23 protein-coding genes, 1 tRNA gene and 1 riboswitch are annotated in these 24,314 nt (G+C 58.8%); of the genes, 23 read left to right on the top strand and 1 reads right to left on the bottom strand.

The window, feature by feature from the left end; genetic code table 11:
* Nucleotides 1–293: 293 nt before the first annotated feature.
* On the bottom strand, nucleotides 294–926 hold the full coding sequence (locus IWX87_RS11020; protein ID WP_196863567.1) for an ANTAR domain-containing response regulator: 633 nt from the start codon (nucleotides 924–926) through the stop codon (nucleotides 294–296).
* Nucleotides 927–1,070: 144 nt separating this feature from the next.
* A riboswitch (TPP riboswitch) is annotated at nucleotides 1,071–1,186 on the top strand.
* Between the two features lie 65 nt (nucleotides 1,187–1,251).
* Between IWX87_RS11020 and IWX87_RS11015 the strand changes: the two genes are divergently transcribed.
* The 23 genes from IWX87_RS11015 (at nucleotide 1,252) to nuoH (ending at nucleotide 24,303) form a co-directional block, all read left to right on the top strand.
* Entirely contained in the window at nucleotides 1,252–2,370 is a 1,119-nt protein-coding gene (locus IWX87_RS11015) for a long-chain fatty acid--CoA ligase (RefSeq protein WP_196863566.1), read from the top strand.
* Nucleotides 2,367–3,827, top strand: a complete 1,461-nt coding sequence (locus IWX87_RS11010) for an acyl-CoA reductase (protein WP_196863565.1) — start codon at nucleotides 2,367–2,369, stop codon at nucleotides 3,825–3,827. The genes IWX87_RS11015 and IWX87_RS11010 overlap by 4 nt, the downstream gene beginning before the upstream one ends.
* A gap of 30 nt (nucleotides 3,828–3,857) precedes the next feature.
* A complete protein-coding gene (locus tag IWX87_RS11005) occupies nucleotides 3,858–4,610 on the top strand; it encodes an ABC transporter ATP-binding protein (protein WP_196863564.1) in 753 nt (250 codons plus the stop codon).
* Nucleotides 4,607–5,386, top strand: a complete 780-nt coding sequence (locus IWX87_RS11000; protein WP_196863563.1) for an ABC transporter permease — start codon at nucleotides 4,607–4,609, stop codon at nucleotides 5,384–5,386. The genes IWX87_RS11005 and IWX87_RS11000 overlap by 4 nt, the downstream gene beginning before the upstream one ends.
* A complete protein-coding gene (locus tag IWX87_RS10995) occupies nucleotides 5,383–6,426 on the top strand; it encodes an ABC transporter substrate-binding protein (RefSeq protein ID WP_196863562.1) in 1,044 nt (347 codons plus the stop codon). Before IWX87_RS11000 ends, IWX87_RS10995 begins: the two co-directional genes overlap by 4 nt.
* Nucleotides 6,423–7,220: a 3-oxoacyl-ACP reductase gene (locus IWX87_RS10990; RefSeq protein ID WP_196863561.1), complete on the top strand. Its 798-nt coding sequence runs from the start codon at nucleotides 6,423–6,425 to the stop codon at nucleotides 7,218–7,220. The genes IWX87_RS10995 and IWX87_RS10990 overlap by 4 nt, the downstream gene beginning before the upstream one ends.
* Before the next feature lie 63 nt (nucleotides 7,221–7,283).
* Nucleotides 7,284–8,345 (top strand): tRNA (adenosine(37)-N6)-threonylcarbamoyltransferase complex transferase subunit TsaD, encoded by a 1,062-nt coding sequence (gene tsaD / locus IWX87_RS10985; protein ID WP_196863645.1) that lies wholly within the window; start codon nucleotides 7,284–7,286, stop codon nucleotides 8,343–8,345.
* 83 nt (nucleotides 8,346–8,428) lie between these two features.
* On the top strand, nucleotides 8,429–9,694 hold the full coding sequence (locus IWX87_RS10980; protein WP_196863560.1) for a branched-chain amino acid ABC transporter substrate-binding protein: 1,266 nt from the start codon (nucleotides 8,429–8,431) through the stop codon (nucleotides 9,692–9,694).
* Nucleotides 9,695–9,724: 30 nt separating this feature from the next.
* Nucleotides 9,725–10,930: a pyridoxal phosphate-dependent aminotransferase gene (locus tag IWX87_RS10975; RefSeq protein WP_280757858.1), complete on the top strand. Its 1,206-nt coding sequence runs from the start codon at nucleotides 9,725–9,727 to the stop codon at nucleotides 10,928–10,930.
* Between the two features lie 137 nt (nucleotides 10,931–11,067).
* Nucleotides 11,068–11,334, top strand: a complete 267-nt coding sequence (gene rpsO / locus IWX87_RS10970; protein ID WP_196863558.1) for a 30S ribosomal protein S15 — start codon at nucleotides 11,068–11,070, stop codon at nucleotides 11,332–11,334.
* 275 nt (nucleotides 11,335–11,609) lie between these two features.
* A complete protein-coding gene (gene pnp / locus IWX87_RS10965; RefSeq protein WP_196863557.1) occupies nucleotides 11,610–13,718 on the top strand; it encodes a polyribonucleotide nucleotidyltransferase in 2,109 nt (702 codons plus the stop codon).
* A 78-nt stretch (nucleotides 13,719–13,796) separates the two neighbouring features.
* The gene (locus IWX87_RS10960) at nucleotides 13,797–14,783 is read left to right on the top strand and encodes an NAD(P)H-quinone oxidoreductase (protein ID WP_196863556.1); all 987 of its coding nucleotides are present in this window, start codon (nucleotides 13,797–13,799) and stop codon (nucleotides 14,781–14,783) included.
* A gap of 26 nt (nucleotides 14,784–14,809) precedes the next feature.
* A complete protein-coding gene (gene tpiA / locus IWX87_RS10955; protein WP_196863555.1) occupies nucleotides 14,810–15,568 on the top strand; it encodes a triose-phosphate isomerase in 759 nt (252 codons plus the stop codon).
* Between the two features lie 33 nt (nucleotides 15,569–15,601).
* Nucleotides 15,602–16,015, top strand: a complete 414-nt coding sequence (secG, locus tag IWX87_RS10950; protein WP_196863554.1) for a preprotein translocase subunit SecG — start codon at nucleotides 15,602–15,604, stop codon at nucleotides 16,013–16,015.
* A gap of 118 nt (nucleotides 16,016–16,133) precedes the next feature.
* Nucleotides 16,134–16,218 (top strand) — tRNA-Leu (locus IWX87_RS10945).
* Nucleotides 16,219–16,343: 125 nt separating this feature from the next.
* A complete protein-coding gene (locus IWX87_RS10940; RefSeq protein ID WP_196863553.1) occupies nucleotides 16,344–16,703 on the top strand; it encodes an NADH-quinone oxidoreductase subunit A in 360 nt (119 codons plus the stop codon).
* A 61-nt stretch (nucleotides 16,704–16,764) separates the two neighbouring features.
* Nucleotides 16,765–17,244, top strand: a complete 480-nt coding sequence (locus IWX87_RS10935) for an NADH-quinone oxidoreductase subunit B family protein (RefSeq protein ID WP_011800826.1) — start codon at nucleotides 16,765–16,767, stop codon at nucleotides 17,242–17,244.
* A complete protein-coding gene (locus IWX87_RS10930; RefSeq protein WP_196863552.1) occupies nucleotides 17,244–17,858 on the top strand; it encodes an NADH-quinone oxidoreductase subunit C in 615 nt (204 codons plus the stop codon). Before IWX87_RS10935 ends, IWX87_RS10930 begins: the two co-directional genes overlap by 1 nt.
* Before the next feature lie 23 nt (nucleotides 17,859–17,881).
* Nucleotides 17,882–19,135, top strand: coding sequence for an NADH-quinone oxidoreductase subunit D (locus tag IWX87_RS10925; protein WP_196863551.1), 1,254 nt, complete (start codon nucleotides 17,882–17,884; stop codon nucleotides 19,133–19,135).
* Nucleotides 19,136–19,151: 16 nt separating this feature from the next.
* On the top strand, nucleotides 19,152–19,637 hold the full coding sequence (gene nuoE, locus IWX87_RS10920) for an NADH-quinone oxidoreductase subunit NuoE (RefSeq protein ID WP_196863644.1): 486 nt from the start codon (nucleotides 19,152–19,154) through the stop codon (nucleotides 19,635–19,637).
* A 4-nt stretch (nucleotides 19,638–19,641) separates the two neighbouring features.
* A complete protein-coding gene (gene nuoF, locus IWX87_RS10915; RefSeq protein WP_196863550.1) occupies nucleotides 19,642–21,063 on the top strand; it encodes an NADH-quinone oxidoreductase subunit NuoF in 1,422 nt (473 codons plus the stop codon).
* Between the two features lie 19 nt (nucleotides 21,064–21,082).
* Nucleotides 21,083–23,227 (top strand): NADH-quinone oxidoreductase subunit NuoG, encoded by a 2,145-nt coding sequence (gene nuoG / locus IWX87_RS10910; protein ID WP_196863549.1) that lies wholly within the window; start codon nucleotides 21,083–21,085, stop codon nucleotides 23,225–23,227.
* On the top strand, nucleotides 23,224–24,303 hold the full coding sequence (nuoH, locus tag IWX87_RS10905) for an NADH-quinone oxidoreductase subunit NuoH (RefSeq protein ID WP_196863548.1): 1,080 nt from the start codon (nucleotides 23,224–23,226) through the stop codon (nucleotides 24,301–24,303). The genes nuoG and nuoH overlap by 4 nt, the downstream gene beginning before the upstream one ends.
* Nucleotides 24,304–24,314 lie beyond the last annotated feature (11 nt).

Genomic DNA, 24,314 nt, shown 5'->3' with positions numbered 1-24,314 from the left:
ACCGGAGCCGGCACACAAGGGGTGTGAGGGCAGGGGACGAACGCCTTTGTTCTGGGACTTTCTGCTTCGCCATTGAAGCCGAAGGTCCGGTGTCGTAGTTATTGCAAAAGCTGTGCCAACTGAACAGAAGGCTTGATCAACGCTTAAAATTTAAGATAAATAGGGCTGTGGCGCTTGTCCTGCTTGCGCAAGCAGCTATTAAATAAATAGCATTTTGATTTTTTGCGATTCAAGGCCCCGTTTTCCTGGAGACGCACTGCGGTTGTGCACTGCACCATTTCGGCCTGGGCTGACTAGCCCAGCAGGTCAGCCACATCCAGCATGCGCTGCGCCACGTCGCCCAGCCGCAGGCCCTTGTCCATGGCCGCCTTGCGCAGCTTTTCGTACGCGGCCTGTTCAGACAGGCCCTGGCGCTGCATCAGCAGGCCCTTGGCCCGGTCAATGATCTTGCGGTCTTTCAGTTCGGTGCGCACATCGGCCAGTTCGCGGCGCAGCCCTTGTTCGTGCTCAAAGCGCGCCATGGCCACGTCCAGGATCGGGCGGATGCGCGACGTCGCCAGGCCGGCAACAATATAGGCGCAAACCCCAGCGGCTACCGCGTCCTTCACGTGGCGGGTGTCGTCGTCATTGGTGAACAGCACGATGGGCCGGCGCTCGTCGCGCGTGGCCATGACGACGTGTTCGAGCGAGTCGCGGGCATCGCTTTCGGCGTCGACGATGATCATGTCGGGCTGCAACTGCGCCAGCCGTTCGCGCAAAAAGGTGTCGGCTGGCAGCGTGGCAACCAGATTGAATCCGCCTTCGAGCAGGCCGATGCGCAATTGGCGCGAGCGCTCGGCCAGCGCCACGGCAGCCTCGTCACCGGTATCGGCAACCATCAGGTCCGGTGCAATGACCACCAGGCGCAGGGAATGGGGCAATGTCATGGTGTCTACAAGCAAAATTTATGCCGATGGTGGGTTTTGCCGGGAAGGCATCCGGTTTTCGTGCACGGTCGGGGCATTGCGGCACGCTGCCCTGCGCAGGCCACCGCAGGTGCCACCACAGCGCAGGTCCTTGCGCTTAGAATCATTTCCGCTTCGGGGTGCAGTCCGGTCAGTGATGGCAGGGCGGCTGAGATGGTTTCACCAAACCCGCGAACTTGATTTCGGGTCATGCCGACGTAAGAAGAGCTGTCAGGACAGGGTTCACTCCCGCCATCACGACTTTCGGAGCACCCTGCCACCGCAGACTCTTGAAGGAATGACGACCATGGATGCCCTTGACAACGCAACACCCGCCCGCCCGCAAGCGCTTGCCGACCCGATCGTTGACGGCGTGCTGGCTTTCATAGCGCAGGATGGCGTCACTGACGACGCCTTCAACGCCCAGGCTTTGGCGTTGTTTGCCTACCAGTTTGCCCACAACACACCGTTCCAGCGCTTTTGCCGGCAACGCGGCAAGACGCCGCGAACGGTCAAGACCTGGCAAGACATTCCGGCCGTTCCCATCAGTGCCTTCAAGGCCCTGTGCCTGACCTGCCAGCCACCCTCCAGCACTGACCGTGTGTTCATGACCAGCGGCACCACGCAGGGCGACGTCAAGGGCAAGCACCACCATCCGACCCTGGCGGTGTACGACGCCTCAATGCGCGCCAACTTCGCCCGGCGCTTCATGCGCGGCCAGAGCAGCATGGCCATGGGCATCTTATTTCCCACCGAAGAGGTGATGCCGAACTCATCGCTGGCGCACTACCTGGCGCTGGCGCTGCAGACCTTTGGCGCGGACGACAGTCGCTACTTCATCGACGCCGCCGGGCTGGACACGGCGGGCGTGTGCGCGGCGCTGGCGCAGGCCGAGGCCATGGCGCAGCCCTATGCGCTGCTGGGCGCGTCCTACAGCCTGGTGCACCTGATGGATGCACTGGCGCAGCAGGGACGAAAATTTGCCCTGCCGGCAGGCAGCCGGGTGCTGGACACCGGCGGCTTCAAGGGCCAGTCGCGTGAGATTCCCATGGCGCAGTTCTATGCGCAGCTGACGGCGCTGCTGGGCGTGCCGCCCGAGGACTGCATCAACATGTACGGCATGACCGAGCTGAGCACGCAGTTCTACGACAACGGCAGTGCGCAGCTGCCGGCGGTCAAGTCGGGCCCGCACTGGATCCGCTCGCGCCTGGTGAACCCGTTGAGCGGCGCGGAAGTGGCGCATGGCGAGCAGGGCGTGCTGGCGCACTGCGACCTGGCCAATTTCAACTCGGTGACGACCATCCTCACGGAAGACGTCGGCGTGGCGGTCACGGACGGATTTTTGCTAGTTGGCCGCGCCGAAGGCACACAGGCCAAGGGCTGCTCGCTGGCGGTGGAAGAATTTTTGCAGGCCGCCCGCGCATGACGGTGTGGCATGCCGTGGCCGGCTACCTGCCGGGCTTCAAGGCTGATGAACTGGCGTGGCAGACGCTGCATTTCGGCAGCGGCAGCGAACGGCTCGAAGTGGCCGTGCCGGTATTGAGCCAGGTGCAATGGGCGGCCCTGGCCGAGCGCGTCAAGCAGGGCAGCCGGGCCTACCTGAAGACGCGCACGGTGTCGCAAATCATTGCGCTGGTCGACAGCGCCATTGCGCGGCTGCTGGACCGCAGCGACCCGTATCGCCAGCAGGCCGACCGGCTGCTCCCGCTGGTCACCGGCTACGACCCCGAGACGGTGCGGCTGGGGCTGACCAGTTACCTGAAAACTTTTCGCCAGCCGCAACTGCAACGCTTCGTGGCCGAGGATTTTGCCAACCCCAAGCTGCTCGATGAATTCCAGCCGCGCCCCAAGGGCGGCTTTGCCAAGGCCGTGGGGCCGGAACTGCTGGTGCACGTCTGGGCCGGCAATGTACCGGGTTTGCCGCTGTGGAGTCTGATTTCAAGCCTGCTGGTCAAGTCGGGCAGCATTGGCAAATTGCCCAGCGCCGAGCCGCTGTTTGCCGGCTGGTTCGCCCACCTGCTGGTGGAACTGGACCCGGCGCTGGCCGACTGCCTGGCAGTAGGGTGGTGGAAGGGCGGTGACGCGCCGCTGGAGCAGGCGTTGTTTGCGCAGGCCGACGTGGTGCTCGCCTATGGCGGCAATGGCGCGCTGCAGGCATTGCGCGCGCAGGTGCCCGTCACCACGCGCTTTCTGGGGTATGGCCACAAGCTCAGTTTTGGCATGGTGGCCCGTGCTGCGCTGGATGCGCGCAAGGCCCCGGCCACGGCGCAGCAGGCAGCTTGCGACGTGGTGCGCTACGACCAGCAAGGCTGCTATTCACCACAGTTGTTCTACGTCGAGCGCGGCGGCAAGGTGGCGCCGCAGGCCTTCGCGCACTACCTGGCGCAAGCCATTGCCAGCCTGGAGCCGCGGTTTCCGCGACGCACGCTGGCGCTGGACGAGGCCAGCGAGGTGGCGCGCTGGAACCAGGCGCAGGAGCTGCGGCTGATGACGCAGCCCGGTGCCAGCCTGATGGGCGATGCGGACACGCCTTGGCGCGTGGCCTATGCCGATCAATTGCAAGGGTTGGCGCCCAGCGCGCTGAACCGCACCGTGCTGGTGGTGGCGGTGGACGACCTGGCGCAGGTCTTTCCTGAAATTGCCCGAAGCCGCGTTTATTTGCAGACCGTGGGCCTGGCGGCCGCGCCCACGGAGTTGTTTGCGCTGGCCGAGTTACTGGGGCAGGCCGGTGTGACCCGTATCTGCGCGCTGGGCAGCATGACCTCGCCCGAGGCAGGATGGCACCATGACGGACGCTTCAATTTGCTGGACCTGGTCCAGATGGTCGAGATTGAACAATCGGCCGAACTCGCCGCTGAAGGCTTTGCCCCTTATGTCGATTAGCGCCCTGGGCTGTAAAAACGGGCGCCAGCCATGAGTTTCCTGGACATGGCGCAGGTCAGCTACACCTATCCGGGCTGGCCGGCCGTGGTTGACCGGGTGGACTGGCGCATCGCGCAGGGCGAGTTCCATTGCCTGGTGGGCCGCAGCGGCTGCGGCAAGACCACGCTGCTCAAACTGGCTGCCGGCTTGCTGCAGCCCAGCGCCGGGGTGATACGCCTGCAAGGCGTGCCGCACACCCGGCCGGGCCCCGAACTGGGCTTTGTCTTTCAGTCGCCGACATTGCTGGAGTGGCGCACCGTGCTTGACAACGTGCTGCTGCCGCTGTCGCTGCGCCATCCGCCTGCGCTGCAGGAAGTGGCCAAGGCGCGCGAACTGTTGTCGCTGATGGGCCTGTCGGCCCTGGAAAATCACTACCCGCGCCATCTGTCGGGCGGCCAGCAAAGCCGGGTGGCGATTGCCCGTGCGCTGGTCGTCGAGCCCGCCTTGCTGCTGCTGGACGAGCCGTTTGCTTCGCTCGACGCCATCACCCGCGAAGACCTGCAGGACGATCTGCTGGCGCTGTGCCGCCTGCGCCAGACCACGGTGTTTTTCGTCACGCATGACATCAGCGAAGCGGTCTACCTGGCCGACCGGGTGGCCGTGATGGCGGGCGGGCGCATCTGCCAGGACCTGCCGGTGGCGCTGCCCCGGCCGCGCGGACGCGACGTGCGCTACAGCCCGGCCTTCAACGCGCTGTGCGCGCAGCTCAGGGCGGGCATGGATGGCAGTGGAGGCGCGCAATGAGCGCTCGCCGAACCCACTTTTTTGCCTGGCTGCTGTTTGCTGCCGGGCTGCTGGTCTGGGAGATGGCGGCGCGCGAGCTCAAGCTGTCGGCGCTGGTGCTGCCTCCGCCGTCTCTGGTGTTTGACGCGCTGTACAAAGGCTTGCTGTCGGGCTACCTGGGGCCGCACCTCGTGCAGACGGTGCTGGAGCTGGTGCTGGGACTGGTGGCCGGCGGCGTGCTGGGGTTGGTCGGCGGCGTGGCGCTGGGTGAATCGCCCAGCCTGCGGCGCCTGTTGATGCCTTATGTCATCACCAGCCAGGTCGTTCCCAAGCTGGCGCTGGCGCCGCTGTTCATTGTCTGGTTCGGCTTTGGCATGACCTCGACGGTGGTGATCACGGCGCTTGTGTGCTTTTTCCCGCTGATGGAAAACACCATGACCGGATTGGGTCAGGTCGACCGGCAGCGGCTGGAGCTGTTTCGCATGCTGGGCGCCACGCGCTGGCAGACGCTGCTGCGGCTCAAGCTGCCCTCGGCGCTGCCCGGCATCCTGGGCGGCTTTCGCGTGGCCGTGGTGCTGGCGCTGGTCGGCGCTGTCGTCGGCGAGTTCATTGGCGGCAGTTCCGGCCTGGGCGCGCTCATCATTGCCGCGCAGGGCATGATGGACACGCCGCTGATGTTTGCCGTGCTGGTGCTCATCACCTTGCTCGGCCTGCTGCTGTACCAGTTGTCTATCCTGCTTGAAAAACGCCTGCTGGCGTCACGTATCACCCTGCTTCCCAAACAAACTCCATTATGAAAAAAATCTTGCATTCTTCGCTTGCCCGTCGCTCATTTACCCGGCTGGCTGCAGCTGCCACCGCTGTCGCACTGCTTAACCCCAGCCTGGCCGGCACCGCCTTGGCCGCATCAGCTGCGCCGCCCGCCAGCCTGGAGAAATTCGTTGTTGCCGGCTGGAGCAAGCCGATCACCGAAGTGACCAACCTGCTTGTCGATGAAGACAAGGGTTTTTTCAAGGCCAAAGGCATTGAGTTGCGTTACGTACCGGGCGCGGGTGGCGGCGACGCGCTGCGCAACCTGCTGACCGGACAAGCCGATATCGCCTTCACCGACCCGGGTTCCTTTTTCTCGGCGCTGGAAAAAGGGGAAAAGCTGCGTGCCATTTACGACATCTATCCGCAAAACGTCTTCAACGTGGTCTCGCTCAAGGGCAGCAATATCAACAAGCCGGCAGACCTGAAAGGCAAAAAGATTGGCGTGTACAGCCTGTCCAGCGGCACGCGGCAGAACCTTCTGGTGCTGCTGCATCAGGCCGGTCTGAGCGAGTCGGATGTGACTATTGTGGTGACAGGCTTGCTCAATTTCGCGCCACTGATGCAGGGCCAGGTGGATGCCACCGCCGCCACCGACACGGGCTTGCTGGTTGGCCGGCAAAAAGGTCTTGCCGATGTCAATGTCATGGAGGTGAAGGACACCCTGAACGTCTCTAGCGACCTGTTTGTCGTGCGCGAGGATACCTATCAGCAAAAAAAGCCGCTGCTGCGCCAGTTTCTGGCAGCTTACCGCGACAGCGCCGCCTGGATGATCAGGCAACCCGACGAGGCGGCTGCGCTGGCGGTTAAATATGCGATTGACGGCAAGGACGCTGCCATCAATCGCGAAATCATCGGCCTGCGCAACCTGGCCAGTGTGTCGGCCATGACGCGCAAAAACGGGCTGGGTGCTTTTGACCTCGCGGTGCTGCAAAAAGCCGCTGACACCTACCTTGCGCTGGGGCTGGTGCAGCGCCCCATCAAGGTTTCGGAGGTGGTTAGCCAGGACCTGCTGCCCGCGCCATGAGCACCGCAGCCCACGGCGCAAATGCCCTGAAATTCAAGGGTCAGGTGGTGCTGGTCACCGGCGCCAGCCGGGGCATAGGTGCGGCCATTGCGCTGGCCTTCGCCCGCGAAGGCGCGCTGGTGGTCGTCAACTACCTGCGTAACGAAGCGGCCGCCAATGCGGTGGTGGCGCGCTGCCAGGACGTGGGCGGCGATGGCCTGGCGATTCAGGCCGATGTCTGTTCCGAAGCGGCGGTTCAGGCCATGGTGGCGCAGGTACTGGACGAAGTCGGCCGCCTCGACGTGGTGGTCAACAACGCGTTCAGGGCCTTCAGCTTCGACCCCGACCAGCGCAAGATGTTTTGGGAACTGGCCTGGAGCGACTACGAGGCGCAGGTGGACGGCGCGGTTCACGCCGCCTACAACGTTTGCCAGGCCGTGCTGCCGCATTTCAGGCAGCGCGCCCGGGGCAGCATCGTCAACATGGTGAGCGATCTGGTCGAGCGGCCGTCCATTCCTTACCATGACTACACCACGGCCAAGTCCGCGCTGGTGGGCTTCAGCCGCAACCTGGCCGTCGAGCTGGGGCCGCTGGGCATACGCGTCAACTGCGTCGCGCCCGGACTGGTCTATCCCACGTCGGCCAGCCAGGGGACGCCTGAAGAGGTCAAGGCGATGATCGTCGGCCAAACGCCGCTGCGCCGGGTGGCCACGCCCGACGACGTGGCCGGGCCGGTGCTCTTCTTGGCCTCGGACTGGAGCCGCTTCATGACGGGCCAGGTGCTGTTTGTCGATGGCGGGCTGGTGATGAAGTAGGGTGGGCAATGCTGGCCTAGGGGCTTAAGCGCGTCGCCTAAACTAGCCGCCATGTTTGAAAAAATGCTGGTTCTTGGAATTGAGTCGAGTTGTGATGAAACCGGCGTGGCGCTGGTCGATGCCAGCGGCACAGGCGTGCCGCGCCTGCTGTCGCACGCCTTGTTCAGCCAGATTGCCATGCACCAGCCCTTTGGCGGCGTGGTGCCCGAGCTGGCCAGCCGCGACCACATCCGGCGCGTGCTGCCGCTGACGCAGGAAGTCATGCAAAGCGCACAGCGCACGCTGGCCGATGTCGATGTGGTGGCCTACACGCGCGGCCCGGGCCTGGCCGGCGCCCTGTTGGTCGGTGCCGGCGTGGCGTGTTCACTCGCCGCTGCGCTGGGCAAGCCGGCGATGGGCGTGCACCATCTTGAAGGCCATTTGCTGTCGCCTTTTCTGAGTGCCGATCCGCCCGAATTCCCGTTCGTGGCGCTGCTGGTGTCGGGAGGGCATACCCAGTTGATGCGGGTCGATAGCGTCGGCAGCTACGAGCTGCTTGGCGAAACGATTGACGATGCAGCCGGTGAGGCTTTCGACAAGTCGGCCAAGCTGATGGGCATGCCTTATCCGGGCGGGCCGCACCTGGCAAAACTCGCCCTTGAAGGCGACGGTGCGGCCTTCAAGCTGCCCCGGCCCTTGCTGCACAGCGGCAACCTGGATTTTTCATTCGCCGGCCTGAAGACCGCCGTGCTGACGCAGGCCAAAAAGTTGGGCGACGACCTGGAAAGCCGAAAGGCCGACCTGGCCGCGTCCACGCAGGCGGCCATCGTCGACGTGCTGGTCAAAAAAACGTTGGCTGCCCTGTCGCAAACCGCGCTTAAGCGGCTGGTGGTGGCAGGCGGCGTTGGCGCCAACGCCTTGCTGCGCAGCCAGCTCAATGCGGCTTGCCGGCAGCGCGGTATCCGCGTGCATTACCCCGAGCTGGCGTTCTGCACCGACAACGGCGCGATGATCGCCATGGCCGCCGGCATGCGTCTGCAGGCCGGACTGGTCGATTTGCAGGGGCTTCAGGGCAGCTACACCTTTGACGTGAAGCCGCGCTGGAATCTTTCGGAATTCCAGCCCCGACCCGTTCCGATGGGCTGAACGCCTGATCATTCGGCGGGCTCGACCACGTCTGTCTGGCTTGCATTCTGACGCCATCAACACAGGAATTTCTCTCTTCTCTTATGCAAATTATTTTCAAGCGCACCGCCGCCGCCTTGGGTCTTAGCCTTTCATTGCTGGCCCAGGCGCAGCCCGTTTCCCCGCCGCCGGTGCGCATCGCGCTGATCGAAAGCCTGTCTGGTTCCTTTGCCAACACCGGGGAGGCCGTGTTCCGCAACCTGGTCTGGGCCACCGAACGCGTCAATGCGCGCGGTGGCGTCAAACTGGCCGACGGTGCGCACAACCTGGTGGTTGAGCGCTACGACAACAAGGGCCAGAACGAGGAATCGCTGGCTGCCCTGCGTTCGGCGATTGACGACGGCGTGACCGTGATCGCACAGGGCAATTCGTCGGCTGTGGCGGCGGCACTGATCGATGCCATCAACAAACACAACGAACGCGAGCCCGGCAAGCGCGTGCTGTTCCTGAACTATTCGGCGGTTGATCCCATTTTGACAAACGAGAAGTGCAGCTATTGGCATTTCCGCTTCGACGCCCATGCCGACATGCGCATGGCTGCGCTGATGGACGTGTTCAAGGACGATGCGGCGGTCAAAAAGGTCTATCTGATCGGCCAGGACTACAGCTTTGGCCAGGCCGTGCTGCGCGAAGGGCGCAAGCAAATTGAGGCGCAGCGGCCCGATGTACAGATCGTCGGCGACGAGTTGCATCCAATCGGCCGCGTCAAGGATTTCATTCCCTATGCGGCCAAGATCAAGTCCAGCGGCGCGCAGGCGGTGCTGACGGGGAACTGGGGCAATGACCTGACGCTGCTCATCAAGGCTGCCAGGGAAGTCGGCTACGACGGCAAGTTCTACACCTTCTATGGCAATGCGCTGGGCGTGCCCGCTGCGCTCGGCGATGCCGGTGTCGGCAAGGTGATTGCCGTGGCCGACTGGTTCCCCAACACGCCGGGCGCGGCCTCGGAGAATTTCTACCAGTCGTTTCGCCAGCGCTTTCCCCGGCCGCAGGACGACTATGTCCACATGCGCATGCAACTGATGGTGGAAACGCTGGCCCAGAGCCTGGAAAAAGCCGGCAGCAGCGAAGCAGGTGCCGTCGCCGCGCAGATGGAAAATGCCACAGTAAATTTTTCTGGTTTCAAGGGCCGCATGCGTGCCAGCGACCACCAGTTTCAGCAGCCACTGGCGGTGGCCATGATGGGCAAGCAGGGCGCGCCTGGCGTTAAATTCGATGTTGAGGGATCGGGCTACGGTTTTCGCATCATCAAGGCCATTTCAGCCCAGCGCGCCGAGCAGCCGACCACCTGCCAAATGGTCCGCCCCTGAGCTTTTATCCTGCCGATTTCATTTTTTTCAATCTCAAAAAGGGCGTACATGCGACAGACAGTCCTGAATCTCGAGGAATCCATGATCCGTCAGGTGGCCAATGCGGGCATGGGCCGCAGCGACGTGCTGAAGTTCTGGTTTGGCGAAAGCGACGAGGCCACACCTGCGTTTATCCGCGATGCCGCGATTGCTTCGCTTCAGTTGGGCGAAACGTTTTACGCGCACAACCTCGGCTTGCCGGAGTTGCGCGACGCCATTGCCGCGTATTCCACCGGCCTGCGTTGCCCAGGCGCCGCACCGATTCGGGTCGACCGCATTGCCGTGACCTCGGGCGGTGTCAATGCGCTGATGCTCGCCGTGCAGGCGCTGGTCGATGCAGGTGACGAGGTGGTTGCGGTGACGCCGGTCTGGCCCAACCTGACGGCGCAGCCGATGATCATGGGCGCCAAGCTGCGCTGCGTCAGCCTCAAGCCGGTGGCAGGCGAATGGCGGCTTGACATGGCTGAGCTGCTCGCTGCCATCACGCCGGCCACCAAACTGCTGATCGTCAATGCGCCGAACAATCCCACCGGCTGGACGATGAGCCGGGCCGAGCAGGCTTCGATCCTGGCGCATTGCCGATTGACCGGTACCTGGATTCTGGCCGACGAGGTCTATGAGCGGCTGTACTTTGATCACACGCCCAATGGCTGCGCGCCCAGCTTTCTGGACATTGCCGACCCCGAAGACCGGTTGGTTGTGGCGCACAGTTTTTCCAAGAGTTTTTTGATGACCGGCTGGCGCCTGGGCTGGCTGGTGATGCCGGCGTCAATGACACCGCACATGGGCAAGCTGGTGGAGTTCAATACCTCCTGTGCGCCGGTGTTCATCCAGCGTGCCGGGCTGGTCGCGCTGCAGGGGACCAACGACGTCACGCCCCAACTGGTGGCGCACCTGAAAACCTGCCGCGATACGCTGGTGCCGCTGCTGCAGGCACTGCCCGGTGTGGAAGTGGCCACCCCCAAGGGCGGCATGTACGCTTTTTTCAGGCTGTCCGACCAAGACCGATTCGGTGATTCGCTGGAAACCGCCAAGCGCCTGGTGGTCGAGGCCGGGCTCGGCCTGGCGCCAGGCAATGCCTTCATGGTCAACCCGACACCACAAGCGCAGGGTTGGATGCGCTGGTGTTTTGCCAGCCACGATGTGGTCAGGCTGGAGCAGGGCGTGCAGCGGTTGCAGCGATGGCTTGCGCTATAATGTGAGGCTCTGAGATGTATGCGGCGGCTTGAAAAAGCAGCCCGTACCACCAGAAATCACGACGAAAGCGGTCATCTCCCAATTGTGGGAAATCTGCTTCGCTCGCCAGTCGCAACACCGTTGCAAGAGGAAAACCCATGATCGCAAAATCAATCAAGGCCGAGATTGTCAAGGACAATGCCCGTTCCGCCACCGACACCGGCAGTCCTGAAGTCCAGGTCGGCCTGCTGACTGGCCGTATCAACGAATTGATGCCCCACTTCAAGACCCATGCGAAAGATCACCACGGTCGCCGCGGCCTGCTGCGCATGGTGAGCCGCCGCCGCAAGCTGCTGGACTACCTGAAGTCCAGGGATGCAGGCCGCTACATTGCGCTGATTGCCAAGCTTGGCCTGCGTAAATAATCGGTAAACCCATCGAAAAGCGCCTGAGTTAGTTCACTAGCTCAGGCGTTTTGCACTTCAAAACTGCAAAAAAACCTGTTCAAACTTCAGTCGTGCCCATGGTGTGACTGATGACTTCGGAGCAAGGCCCAGTGAGCACGCGCTGTGTCATTCCACAAGACAAGCCCTGCAGAGTTCCACTTGCAGGCGTTTTATGGAATGGCATCGTGTTCAACCAGCCGCCGCTCCGGGCTTTCGGTACAGCCTGACGTGCCCTGAAAAAATGGAGAAAACACATGAGCATTTTCAATAAAGTCACCAAGTCCTTTCAGTGGGGCCAACACAAGGTCACGATGGAGACTGGCGAAATGGCGCGCCAATCCGGCGGCGCCGTGCTGCTGGACATGGACGGCACTGTCGTTCTGGCCACCGTGGTCGCCAAGAAGGATGCCAAGCCCGGCCAGGATTTTTTCCCGCTGACCGTTGACTACCTGGAAAAGACCTATGCCGCAGGCCGTATTCCCGGCAGCTTTTTCAAACGCGAAGGCCGCCCGAGCGAATTCGAAACGCTGACCTCGCGCCTGATCGACCGCCCTATCCGCCCGCTGTTTCCCGAAGGCTTTTTCAACGAAGTGCAGGTCGTGATCCACGTGCTGTCGCTCAACCCTGAAGTCGAAGGCGACATTCCCGCGCTGATCGCTTCGAGTGCCGCGCTGGCGATTTCCGGCATTCCGTTCAACGGCCCGATCGGCGCGGCCCGCGTGGCCTGCATCGGTGGCGAGTTCGTGCTGAACCCCGGCAAGACCCAGCTCAAGGATTCCACCATGGACCTGGTCGTGGCCGGTACCGAAGTCGCCGTGCTGATGGTCGAGTCCGAAGCCAAACAGTTGTCCGAAGAAATCATGCTGGCCGCCATCGTGTTTGGCCACGAGCAGGGCAACATTGCCATCAACGCCATCCATGAACTGGTGCGCGATGCCGGCAAGCCGGTCTGGGACTGGCAGGCGCCCGCCAAGGACGAGGTGCTAATCGCCAAGGTCGGTGCGCTGGCCGAGGAAAAGCTGCGCGCTGCCTACCAGATCCGCAACAAGCAGGCCCGCACACAGGCCACGCGTGAAGTAACCGCTTTGACCAAGACCGGCCTGAAGGCCGAAGGCGTCGAATTTGACGGCGTGACCGTCGAAGGGATGCTGTTCGACATCGAAGCCAAGATCGTCCGTAGCCAGATCCTGGCCGGTGACCCACGCATCGACGGCCGCGACACGCGCACCGTTCGCCCGATTGAAATCCGCAACAGCGTGCTGCCGCGCACCCACGGTTCGGCGCTGTTCACGCGTGGCGAAACCCAGGCGCTGGTCGTCACCACGCTGGGCACCGAGCGCGACGCGCAGCGTATCGACGCCCTGAGCGGCGACTACGAAGACCGTTTCATGCTGCACTACAACATGCCTCCGTTCGCCACTGGCGAAACCGGCCGTGTCGGTAGCCCGAAGCGCCGCGAAATCGGCCACGGACGTCTGGCCAAGCGTGCGCTGATCGCCGTGCTGCCTAGCAAGGAAGAATTCCCGTACACCATGCGCGTGGTCAGCGAGATCACCGAGTCCAATGGCTCGTCGTCGATGGCTTCGGTCTGCGGTGGCTGCCTGTCGCTGATGGACGCCGGTGTGCCGATGAAAGCGCATGTGGCGGGCATCGCCATGGGCCTGATCAAGGAAGACAACCGTTTTGCCGTGCTGACCGACATCCTGGGTGACGAAGATCATCTGGGCGACATGGACTTCAAGGTGGCCGGCACCACGTTCGGTATCACCGCGCTGCAGATGGACATCAAGATCCAGGGCATCACCAAGGAAATCATGCAGGTCGCGCTGGCCCAGGCCAAGGAAGCCCGCATGCACATTCTGGGCAAAATGCAGGAAGCCATGGGCCAGGCGAATGCCGAAGTGTCCGACTTTGCGCCTCGCCTGTACGTCATGAAGATCAACCCCGAGAAAATCCGCGACGTGATCGGCAAGGGCGGTGCTGTCATTCGCGCGCTGACCGAGGAAACCGGCACGCAGATCAACATCGAGGAAGACGGCACCATCACCATCGCCTCGAACGACAGCGCCAAGGCTGATGAAGCCAAGCGCCGCATCGCCGAAATCACCGCTGAAGTCGAAATCGGCAAGGTCTACGAAGGCGCGATCACCAAGATCCTGGACTTCGGTGCGCTGGTCAATTTGATGCCCGGCAAGGACGGTCTGCTGCACATCAGCCAGATCGCCCACGAGCGTGTCGAGAAGGTCACCGACTACCTCCAGGAAGGCCAGATCATCAAAGTCAAGGTCATGGAAACTGATGAAAAAGGCCGCGTCAAGCTTTCCATGAAGGCACTGCTGGACCGTCCTGTTCATCAGGGTTGATTCGTAATTCGCTATAGATTTTGTAGCTGTCAGTGCATGCTTGGTGTGCGCTGGCAGCACAAATGACCGGGAAACATCATGAGAGTCATTGAAATCACTTCTTTTGGCGCGCCTGAAGTGCTTCAGATGGGTACGCGTCCAGACCCTGTGTGGGCTGCAGGCGAAGTGCTAATCCGCGTGCGTGCCAGCGGCATCAACCGTCCTGACGTGCTGCAGCGCACTGGCAATTACCCAGTGCCGCCCGGCGCGTCCGACATCCCCGGGCTGGAAGTGGCCGGCGAGATCGTCAACGGTGATGCTGCTGCGATGTCGGCGGCCGATTTGAAAATCGGCGACCGGGTGTGTGCTTTGGTCGCGGGTGGAGGTTATGCCGAACTGTGCGTAGCGCCTGTCGGGCAATGCCTGCCAGTGCCTGAGGGGCTGAGCGACACCGAGGCAGCCTCGCTGCCTGAGACGTTTTTTACCGTGTGGAGCAATGTCTTTGAACGTGCACGTCTGCAAAAAGGCGAAACCCTGCTTGTGCAGGGCGGCTCCAGCGGCATCGGCGTGACTGCGATCCAGATTGCCAAAGCGATGGGCGCCACAGTGCTGGCGACAGCAGGCACTGACGAAAAGTGCGCGGCCTGCGTGGCACTCGGCGCCGACCATGCGATCAACTACAAAACCAATGATTTCGTCGAGCAGGTCAAGACGCTGACGAAAGGGCAGGGCGTCGATGTCATCCTCGACATGGTCGGCGGCTCTTACGTCGCGCGTGAGGTCGAATGCCTGGCCGAGGATGGCCGGCTCGTCATCATTGCCGTGCAGGGCGGTGTCAAGGCCGAGTTCAACGCCGGCATGGTGTTGCGCAGGCGGCTGACGATCACCGGATCGACCCTGCGGCCACGTTCGCTGGAATTCAAGACGGCCATTGCAGCGGCGCTGAAGGAAAAGGTCTGGCCTTTGATCTCCAGCGAGGCGATCAAGCCCGTTATTCACAGCACCTTTGCTGCAGCCGACGCTTCCCGTGCGCACACCCTGATGGAATCGAACCGGCACATAGGCAAGATCGTCCTGACCTGGTAATCAGCAGGCAACACCCAAAGAACCTTATGAAAAAGCTGATTGCAGGAAACTGGAAAATGAACGGCAGTGTGGCTGCCAATGAAGAACTGCTAGCGGCCCTTGCTGCAGGGCTGGCACAAGGCCAGGTCTGCGAAGTGGCCGTGTGTGTCCCCGGACCTTATTTGATGCAAGTCCAGTCCCTGATGTCGAAATACACGGCGCTGTCGGCTTTGGACCTGGGCGCGCAGGACGTGTCTGCTCAGGGTTCGGGCGCATACACCGGCGAGGTCAGTGCTGACATGCTCAAGGAGTTTGGATGTCGCTACGCCATTGTCGGCCATTCAGAACGACGCCAATACCATGCTGAAACCGATGCGCTGGTGGCTGAAAAAGCCAGGGCCGCGCTCGCAGCAGGCGTCACACCCATCGTTTGTGTAGGTGAAACGTTGGCTGAGCGTGAAGCTGGCCGAACTGAAGAAGTCGTCAAGCGCCAACTGGCGGCCGTGATCCATGCCAACGGGCACTGCATCAGCGAGGTGGTGGTTGCTTATGAGCCGGTCTGGGCCATCGGTACAGGCAAGACCGCCTCACCAGAAGAAGCCCAGGCCGTGCATGCGGTGCTCAGGGCTCAGTTGAAAGCGGCGACCGACCAGTCGGCCCGTATCAAGATACTGTATGGCGGCAGCATGAACGCTGCCAATGCAGCTACTTTGCTGGCCCAGCCGGACATTGACGGAGGGCTGATAGGCGGTGCTTCGCTCAAGGCTCCTGACTTTTTGAAAATTATTGCTTCTGCGTCGGTTTGACGGGCAGAATTCGCTACTAAATTAGGAGTAATCATGAATTTTTTACTGACTGCAGTACTGGCCGTCCAAATGTTGTCCGCGCTGGCGATGGTGGGCCTCATTCTGGTTCAGCATGGCAAGGGCGCCGACATGGGTGCAGCCTTTGGCAGCGGCGGTTCTGGAAGCTTGTTCGGCGCCAGTGGAAGTGCCAATTTTCTGTCACGCACGACCGGGGTACTGGCTGCGTTGTTCTTTGCCTGCACCCTCTTGCTTGCTTATTTTGGAGGGGTGCAACAGCCTCGCAGCGGTTCGAGTGTTCTGGACGGTATGGCTGTCATGGCTCCAGCCCTTCCCGCATCAGGCGCAGCGCAAATTCCTGGCACATCTGCACCCGCATCTGTCAATACGGCAGTTCCTTCAGTACCAGTTGTGCCTGCTTCAGGCGCGGGTCAAATTCCCACGAAATAAGACAACAAAGCCAAGGCTTCAAAGTGAAACCTTGCGATTTCAGGGTAAACTCTAAGACTGTCTGGAAAGCAAAAAAGCTGCAAAGTTTCCTCAAGCCATCCAGGCAAAAGCAAGTATCGCGGACGTGGTGAAATTGGTAGACACGCTATCTTGAGGGGGTAGTGCCGAAAGGTGTGCGAGTTCGAGTCTCGCCGTCCGCACCAAATTGAATAGTATCGGCAGCATGCCCCGGTGGCTGCTTTCGGCTCAAACGGCAAACTCGCACAAGCCGTGCAGGCAATCTGCGCGGCTTTCTTTGCGAGTGGCTTTTCAAAAGTTGAAACCCACGATGAACCTCGACCAATACCTTCCTGTTCTCTTGTTTGTCTTGGTGGGTGTGGGTGTCGGTATCTTGCCGATGGTCTTGGGTCGCTTGCTGGGGCCTGTCCGGCCGGACAGCGAAAAGAACTCTCCTTACGAATGCGGTTTTGAGGCTTTCGAAGACGCCCGCATGAAGTTCGACGTGCGTTACTACCTGGTCGCCATCCTGTTCATCCTTTTTGATCTTGAAATTGCTTTTCTGTTTCCGTGGGCGGTTTCACTCAAGGAAATTGGCCCGCTTGGATTTTGGTCGGTCATGGTTTTTCTCGGCATCTTGGTCGTCGGATTCGTCTACGAGTGGAAAAAAGGTGCGCTGGACTGGGAATAAGAGTGCGCTGTACTGGGGTTTAGGAAAAGCCTTACAAAGGTGTTTTCAAAAGGATACGGGTATGTCACTTGAAGGTGTTTTCAAAGAAGGCTTTGTGACCACGAGCTACGACTCGGTGGTCAACTGGGCCAAGACCGGTTCACTATGGCCCATGACCTTTGGTCTGGCTTGCTGTGCCGTGGAAATGATGCATGCGGGTGCTGCGCGCTATGACATTGACCGTTTTGGTATGTTGTTTCGACCCAGCCCGCGTCAATCCGATCTCATGATCGTTGCCGGAACCTTGTGCAACAAGATGGGCCCGGCGCTACGCAAGGTTTACGATCAAATGGCAGAGCCGCGTTGGGTGATTTCCATGGGGTCGTGTGCCAATGGCGGTGGTTATTACCATTACAGTTATTCCGTCGTTCGTGGCTGTGATCGTATCGTGCCGGTGGATGTGTATGTGCCCGGTTGCCCACCAACCGCAGAGGCATTGCTTTACGGCATTATCCAGTTGCAACAGAAGATTCGCCGGACCAACACGATTGCGAGGGCTTGATGACATTGTCCTCTCCTCCTGTTTCAATTTCACAGTTGGCTGAAACGATTGCATCGGCATTGGCTGGCAAAGCTAAAACAGTCAAGATTGCACTTGGGGAAATCACAGTAACTGTGTCGGCTTCCGATTATCTGGTGGCCGCAACATTGCTTCGTGATACTCCAGCATGCAAATTTGAGCAATTAATGGACCTTTGCGGACTGGACTATTCCGAATACAAAAATGGCCAATATGATGGCCTGCGCTATTGTGTTTCGTTGCATTTGTTATCTGTCAGTCTTAACCAACGGGTCCGGCTAAAAGTATTTTGTCCCGACGACGATTTTCCTGTAATCGATTCGGTCAACGGCATATGGAATTCCGCCAATTGGTTCGAGCGTGAGGCTTTTGACCTTTATGGCATTGTTTTTGAGGGTCACAACGACCTGCGTCGCATTCTGACTGACTATGGTTTTATTGGACATCCGTTTCGCAAAGATTTTCCAACCACCGGTCATGTGGAAATGCGTTACGACGCCGAGCAAAAACGTGTAATTTATCAGCCTGTCACCATCGAGCCGCGCGAGATGATTCCCCGCGTGATTCGCGAGGAAAACTACGGCGGTCTTCAATAGGCGGTTTTCGCAAGAGATTAGACATGGCTGAAATTAAAAACTACACGCTCAATTTTGGACCGCAGCATCCGGCAGCGCATGGCGTTTTGCGCCTTGTGCTCGAACTTGACGGAGAAGTGATCCAGCGCGCCGACCCGCATATCGGACTACTGCACCGAGCAACCGAAAAACTGGCCGAAAGCAAAACTTATATTCAGTCTTTGCCTTATATGGACAGACTTGACTATGTGTCAATGATGTGCAATGAGCATGCGTACTGCCTGGCCATCGAAAAACTGATTGGTGTGGATGTGCCGGTTCGGGCGCAATACATCCGTGTGATGTTTTCCGAAGTCACCCGTTTGCTCAACCACTTGATGTGGCTGGGCGCGCACGGCATCGACTGCGGCGCAATGAATATGTTGATTTATTGCTTTCGCGAGCGCGAAGTGCTGTTCGATATGTACGAGGCGGTGTCTGGCGCCCGCATGCATGCAGCGTATTTCCGTCCGGGTGGGGTGTACCGCGACCTGCCTGAAAGCATGTCGCAGTACAAGGTCAACAAGATTCGCAATGCCAAGGCGATTGATGCTTTGAACGAAAATCGTCAAGGCTCGCTGCTGGACTTCATCGACGACTTTGTGAAAAAGTTTCCAAAGCTGGTTGATGAATATGAAACCCTCTTGACCGATAACCGCATCTGGAAACAGCGCACCGTCGGCGTCGGCGTGGTGTCACCCGAGCGGGCATTGAATCTGGGTTTTACCGGTCCCATGCTCAGAGGTTCGGGCTTCGCCTGGGATCTGCGCAAACAGCAACCCTACGAAGTCTATGAGCATATGGATTTCGATATTCCGGTGGGTAAAACCGGTGACTGCTATGACCGCTATCTGGTGCGTATTGCCGAAATGCGCCAGTCCAATCGAATCATCAAGCAGTGCGTGGACTGGCTGCGTGTCAATCCTGGACCAGTGATCACCAGCAACCACAAGGTGGCACCTCCGAACCGCGAATCCATGAAGTCAAACATGGAAGAGCTGATTCACCATTTCAAGTTGTTCACTGAAGGTTTTCACGTGCCAGAAGGTGAGGCCTATGCCGCCGTCGAGCATCCCAAGGGTGAGTTTGGCATCTATATCGTCAGTGATGGCGCTAACAAACCATACCGGCTGAAGATCCGTCCACCTGGTTTTTCCCATCTTGCGGCCATGGATGAAATGGCCCGCGGTCACATGATTGCCGATGCCGTGGCGGTGATTGGCACGATGGATATCGTGTTTGGTGAAATTGACCGCTAACCGTATGACTTCTTCAATGATTTCTGAAAAAACTCAAGCGCTTTTTGACCGCGAAGTTGCAAAGTATCCATCTGACCAGAAGCAGTCGGCTGTCATGGCCTGCCTGCAGATCGTGCAGCAGGAACAGGGCTTTGTCAGCGCTGAAAGCGAAAAAATAGTGGCTGAATATTTGGGCATGGCACCAATTGCAGTTCATGAAGTCACGACCTTCTACAACATGTACAACCAGCGCCCAGTGGGCAAGTACAAGTTCAATGTCTGCACGAATCTGCCTTGCCAGTTGCGCGACGGTGCCAAGGCGCTGCACCATCTTGAGCAAAAACTCGGTATCGTGATGGGTGAAACAACGGCAGACGGCTTGTTCACGCTTCAGCAGTCTGAATGTCTGGGTGCTTGTGCCGATTCGCCGGTGATGCTGGTGAATGACATCCACATGTGCAGTTTCATGAGCAACGAAAAACTGGACCAGCTGGTTGATGGTCTAAAAATAGCGAAGGCTTAAGTCTATGACGCTTCCATTAAATTCCGGCGAAAACGCAATTGCCGAGTCCTTGCTGTCGCAATTTACAGCCACTGGGGTGCAGTCCTGCTTTCATGGCAGACATATCCACCCGCAAATCCTTGCCGATCTTGATGGTAGTAATTGGCGCCTTGATGACTACGAAGCCCGTGGCGGCTATCAAGCGTTGCGCAAAATTCTTGGCCAGGATGGTGGCGCTGGATTAACGCCCGACCAAGTCATTGCCGAAGTCAAGGCCAGCGGCTTGCGAGGCCGGGGTGGTGCGGGTTTTCCGACCGGTCTCAAGTGGAGCTTCATGCCACGCCAGTTCCCGGGTCAGAAGTATCTGGTCTGCAATTCTGATGAAGGCGAGCCAGGCACCTGCAAAGACCGTGACATCATGCAATACAACCCGCACAGCGTGATCGAAGGAATGGCGATTGCTGCTTATGCCATGGGTATCAGCGTCGGCTACAACTACATCCACGGCGAAATTTTTGCCACTTATCGCCGTTTCGAGGCAGCGCTGGATGAAGCGCGTGTTGCAGGCTTGTTGGGTGACGGTATTCTGGGAAGCGGCTTCAATTTCCAGCTTCATGCGTCGCATGGTTTTGGTGCCTATATTTGCGGTGAAGAAACCGCTCTGCTGGAGTCCCTGGAAGGCAAGAAGGGCCAACCGCGTTTCAAGCCGCCGTTTCCGGCAAGCTTCGGGCTGTATGGCAAGCCCACCACCATCAACAACACCGAAACCTTTGCTGCCGTGCCATGGATCATCCGCAATGGTGGCTCGGCCTACCTTGAGTGCGGCAAGCCAAACAATGGCGGCACCAAGATTTATTCAGTTTCCGGCGATGTTGAATTGCCTGGAAACTACGAAGTCCCGATGGGAACGCCCTTCGCCAAACTGCTGGAGTTGGCTGGCGGTGTTCGCAAGGGTCGCACACTCAAGGCTGTGATTCCAGGTGGGTCATCGTCGCCGGTGTTGCCTGCGACCATCATGATGGAATGCACCATGGACTATGACTCGATTGCCAAAGCTGGATCCATGCTGGGCTCAGGGGCAGTGATCGTTATGGATGATTCCCGCTGCATGGTCGAGTCTTTGAAGCGTCTTTCATACTTTTACATGCATGAATCGTGCGGTCAATGTACACCATGTCGCGAAGGAACGGGCTGGCTGTGGCGTGTGGTGGACCGCATCCACAACGGACTTGGTCGTGCCAGCGATCTGGACCTGCTCAATTCGGTAGCCGACAACATTCAGGGGCGAACGATTTGCGCCTTGGGCGATGCCGCAGCCATGCCGGTGCGCGCCATGATCAAGCACTATCGACATGAATTTGAAGCGATGATTCCAAAAATTGAATCACCTCCTGCCATGAATCCAAGCACCGTTCAGTCGATCAGTCGAACTGCGGCACAAGCCTGAACTGCGGAAAGAAAAAAATATGGTTGAAATAGAACTGGACGGCCAGAAGGTAGAGGTGCTTGAAGGCAGCACGGTGATGCATGCAGCTGAAAAAGCAGGTACCTATATTCCGCATTTCTGTTATCACAAGAAGCTGAGCATTGCCGCCAACTGCCGCATGTGCCTCGTCGACGTGGAAAAGGCGCCTAAACCCATGCCTGCATGCGCTACACCTGTCACGCAAGGCATGGTCGTGCACACCAAGAATGATAAAGCCATCAAAGCCCAGAAGGGCGTGATGGAATTTTTGCTGATAAATCATCCTTTGGACTGCCCGATTTGTGATCAGGGTGGAGAATGCCAACTGCAGGATCTTGCTGTAGGCTACGGCGCTGGTGAATCCCGGTATCAGGAAGAAAAGCGCATGGTTTTCCACAAGGATGTGGGACCCTTGGTTTCTATGCAGGAAATGAGCCGTTGCATACACTGCACCCGTTGCGTTCGTTTTGGACAGGAATTGGCCGGCGTGATGGAGTTGGGCATGTCGCACCGAGGCGAGCATGCTGAAATTGAAACTTTTGTGGGCATGTCGGTGGACTCGGAATTGTCCGGCAACATGATTGATCTTTGCCCGGTGGGCGCACTGACCAGCAAGCCGTTTCGCTACAGCGCCCGTACTTGGGAGTTGTCGCGCCGCAAGTCGGTCAGTCCTCATGACTCGACAGGTGCCAACCTGATCGTCCAGGTCAAGCATGACAAAGTAATGCGCGTGCTGCCGCTTGAAAACGAAGCTGTCAACGAATGCTGGATTGCAGACCGCGACCGTTTTTCCTATGAAGCCCTTAATACCGATGACAGGCTAACTCGCCCCATGCTCAAGCAGGGCGGTGAATGGAAAACGGTTGACTGGCAAACTGCACTTGAATATGTCGCCAATGGACTGAAACAGATCAAAACAGAGTACGGTGCCGACAGCATTGGCACACTTGCAAGCCCTCACAGCACGCTGGAAGAACTCCATTTGGCGTCTTCCCTGATGCGCGGGATTGGCAGCGAAAATATTGACTATCGCTTGCGCAATGCAGATTTCACCTCATCATCTTTGATTCGATGGCTCGGCACTTCCATTGCTTCGCTGTCGCAACTGCAGCGCGTCCTGGTGGTTGGCTCCAACCTGCGCAAGGACCATCCCTTGTTTGCACTGCGTATCAGGCAGTCGATCCGAAATGGCTGTGTGCTCAGTACGGTTAATTCTCTGAAAGAACTGCCCATAACGGATGCATGGGCAATGCCTGTCTCCAACGCGCTGCTGGCATCGTCTGAAAACTGGGCGCAATCGCTGGCCAATGTTGCCGCGGCAATTGCTGTTGAAAAGGGAGTGATCGCTCCCGTTTCCGGCGAAATCACTGAGACGGCAAAAGCAATAGCACTGTCTTTGATGAGTGGTGAGCGCAAAGCGATCCTGCTTGGTAATGCCGCTGCGCATCATGCCAATGCTTCCAGTCTGCTGGCACTGGCCAACTGGATAGGAGAGCAATGCGCCGCCAGCGTGGGTTTCCTGACGGAAGCTGCCAACACCGTTGGCGCACAATTCGTTAATGCACTCCCAGGCAAAGGGGGGTTGAATGCAGGCCAGATGCTCGATGGAAGACTCAAGGCCGTAATTCTGCTGAACAGCGAACCTGAATTCGATTCTGCTCCCGGTGTTCAATCCAAAGCTTCACTTAATTCTTCACAGATGGTTGTCACCTTGAGTCCTTTCAAGGCCAACATGAGTTTCAGCGATGTGATGTTGCCGATTTCTCCTTTTACCGAAACTCCAGGCACTTTTATCAACGCTGAAGGTCGTATCCAGAGTTTTCATGCAGTGGTCAAGCCCAATGGGGAAACGCGTCCTGCATGGAAAGTCCTGCGCGTACTGGCCAATTTGCTGGGTTTGTCAGGCTTTAATTTTGAATCGTCAAGCGATGTGCTAAAGAGCATTGGTGATGCCGGTGCCAGTCACATTGCTTCAGATCGATTGGGCAATTCAATCAAGCACGAGGTGGATGTTTCTGCCGTGAGTGGTCCTGCACCAGTGGTGGCAAGCATTTACCAACTCGATGGGTTGGTCAGACGTGCTACTTCGTTGCAGCTGACAGCCGATGCGCGTAAGGCTGCAAGTTTTGAAGGGTCGGGCGCATGATTGATGGAATATATGCAACGGGGCAAGGCTTGATGGGAGGAATTTGGCCTGCCACTGTCTGGCCTGTTCTCTGGGTGCTTATCAAAATTGTGGCAGTACTGGCACCGCTGATGGGATGCGTGGCTTATCTCACTTTATGGGAAAGAAAAGCCATTGGTTTTACACAGGTTCGCCTTGGTCCAAATCGAATCGGACCATTCGGCCTCCTGCAGCCGATTGCTGATGCACTCAAGCTGCTGACCAAAGAAATCATCATTCCCACAGCAGCCAGCAAGGGCTTGTTCGTGTTGGGTCCGATCATGACCATCATGCCAGCACTTGCAGCCTGGGCGGTGATTCCGTTTGGTCCTGATGTGGCGTTGGCCAATGTGAACGCTGGCTTACTGTTTATCATGGCCATCACTTCTCTGGAAGTTTACGGCGTCATCATTGCTGGCTGGGCTTCAAATTCCAAGTATGCGTTTTTGGGTGCAATGCGCGCATCGGCACAAATGGTGAGCTATGAAATCGCAATGGGCTTTTGCCTTGTGGTGGTGCTGATGGTTTCCGGCAGCTTGAACATGACAGATATTGTCATGAGCCAAGGCTCAGGCATGGCTGCCAGCAGGGGCCTTACCTTCCTGTCATGGAACTGGCTGCCTTTGCTGCCTATCTTCGTCGTATATTTTATTTCCAGTCTGGCAGAAACCAACCGTCACCCGTTCGACGTGGTGGAAGGCGAATCTGAGATCGTGGCTGGTCACATGGTGGAATATTCGGGCATGTCGTTTGCCATGTTCTTTTTGGCTGAATACGCCAACATGATTCTGGTTTCTGTTCTTTGTGTGCTGTTGTTCCTCGGCGGCTGGTTGTCGCCAATTGACCATGCATTGTTCAACTGGATTCCCGGCTGGATCTGGTTGGGTCTGAAGAGTTTCGTGGTCGTCACGATTTTTCTATGGGTTCGTTCAACATTTCCACGCTTTCGCTACGACCAGATCATGCGCTTGGGTTGGAAAATCTTTATACCTGTAACCCTGGTCTGGTTGGTGGTCGTTGGGGCCTGGATGCAGACCTCTTACAACATCTGGAAATAGGCAAAAAAGTC

The organism is Polaromonas sp. CG_9.7 (assembly GCF_015752205.1).
Lineage (GTDB): Bacteria > Pseudomonadota > Gammaproteobacteria > Burkholderiales > Burkholderiaceae_C > Polaromonas.
The sequence above is the reverse complement of the archived record's forward strand: the minus strand, read 5'-3'. Positions and strand labels throughout refer to the sequence as shown.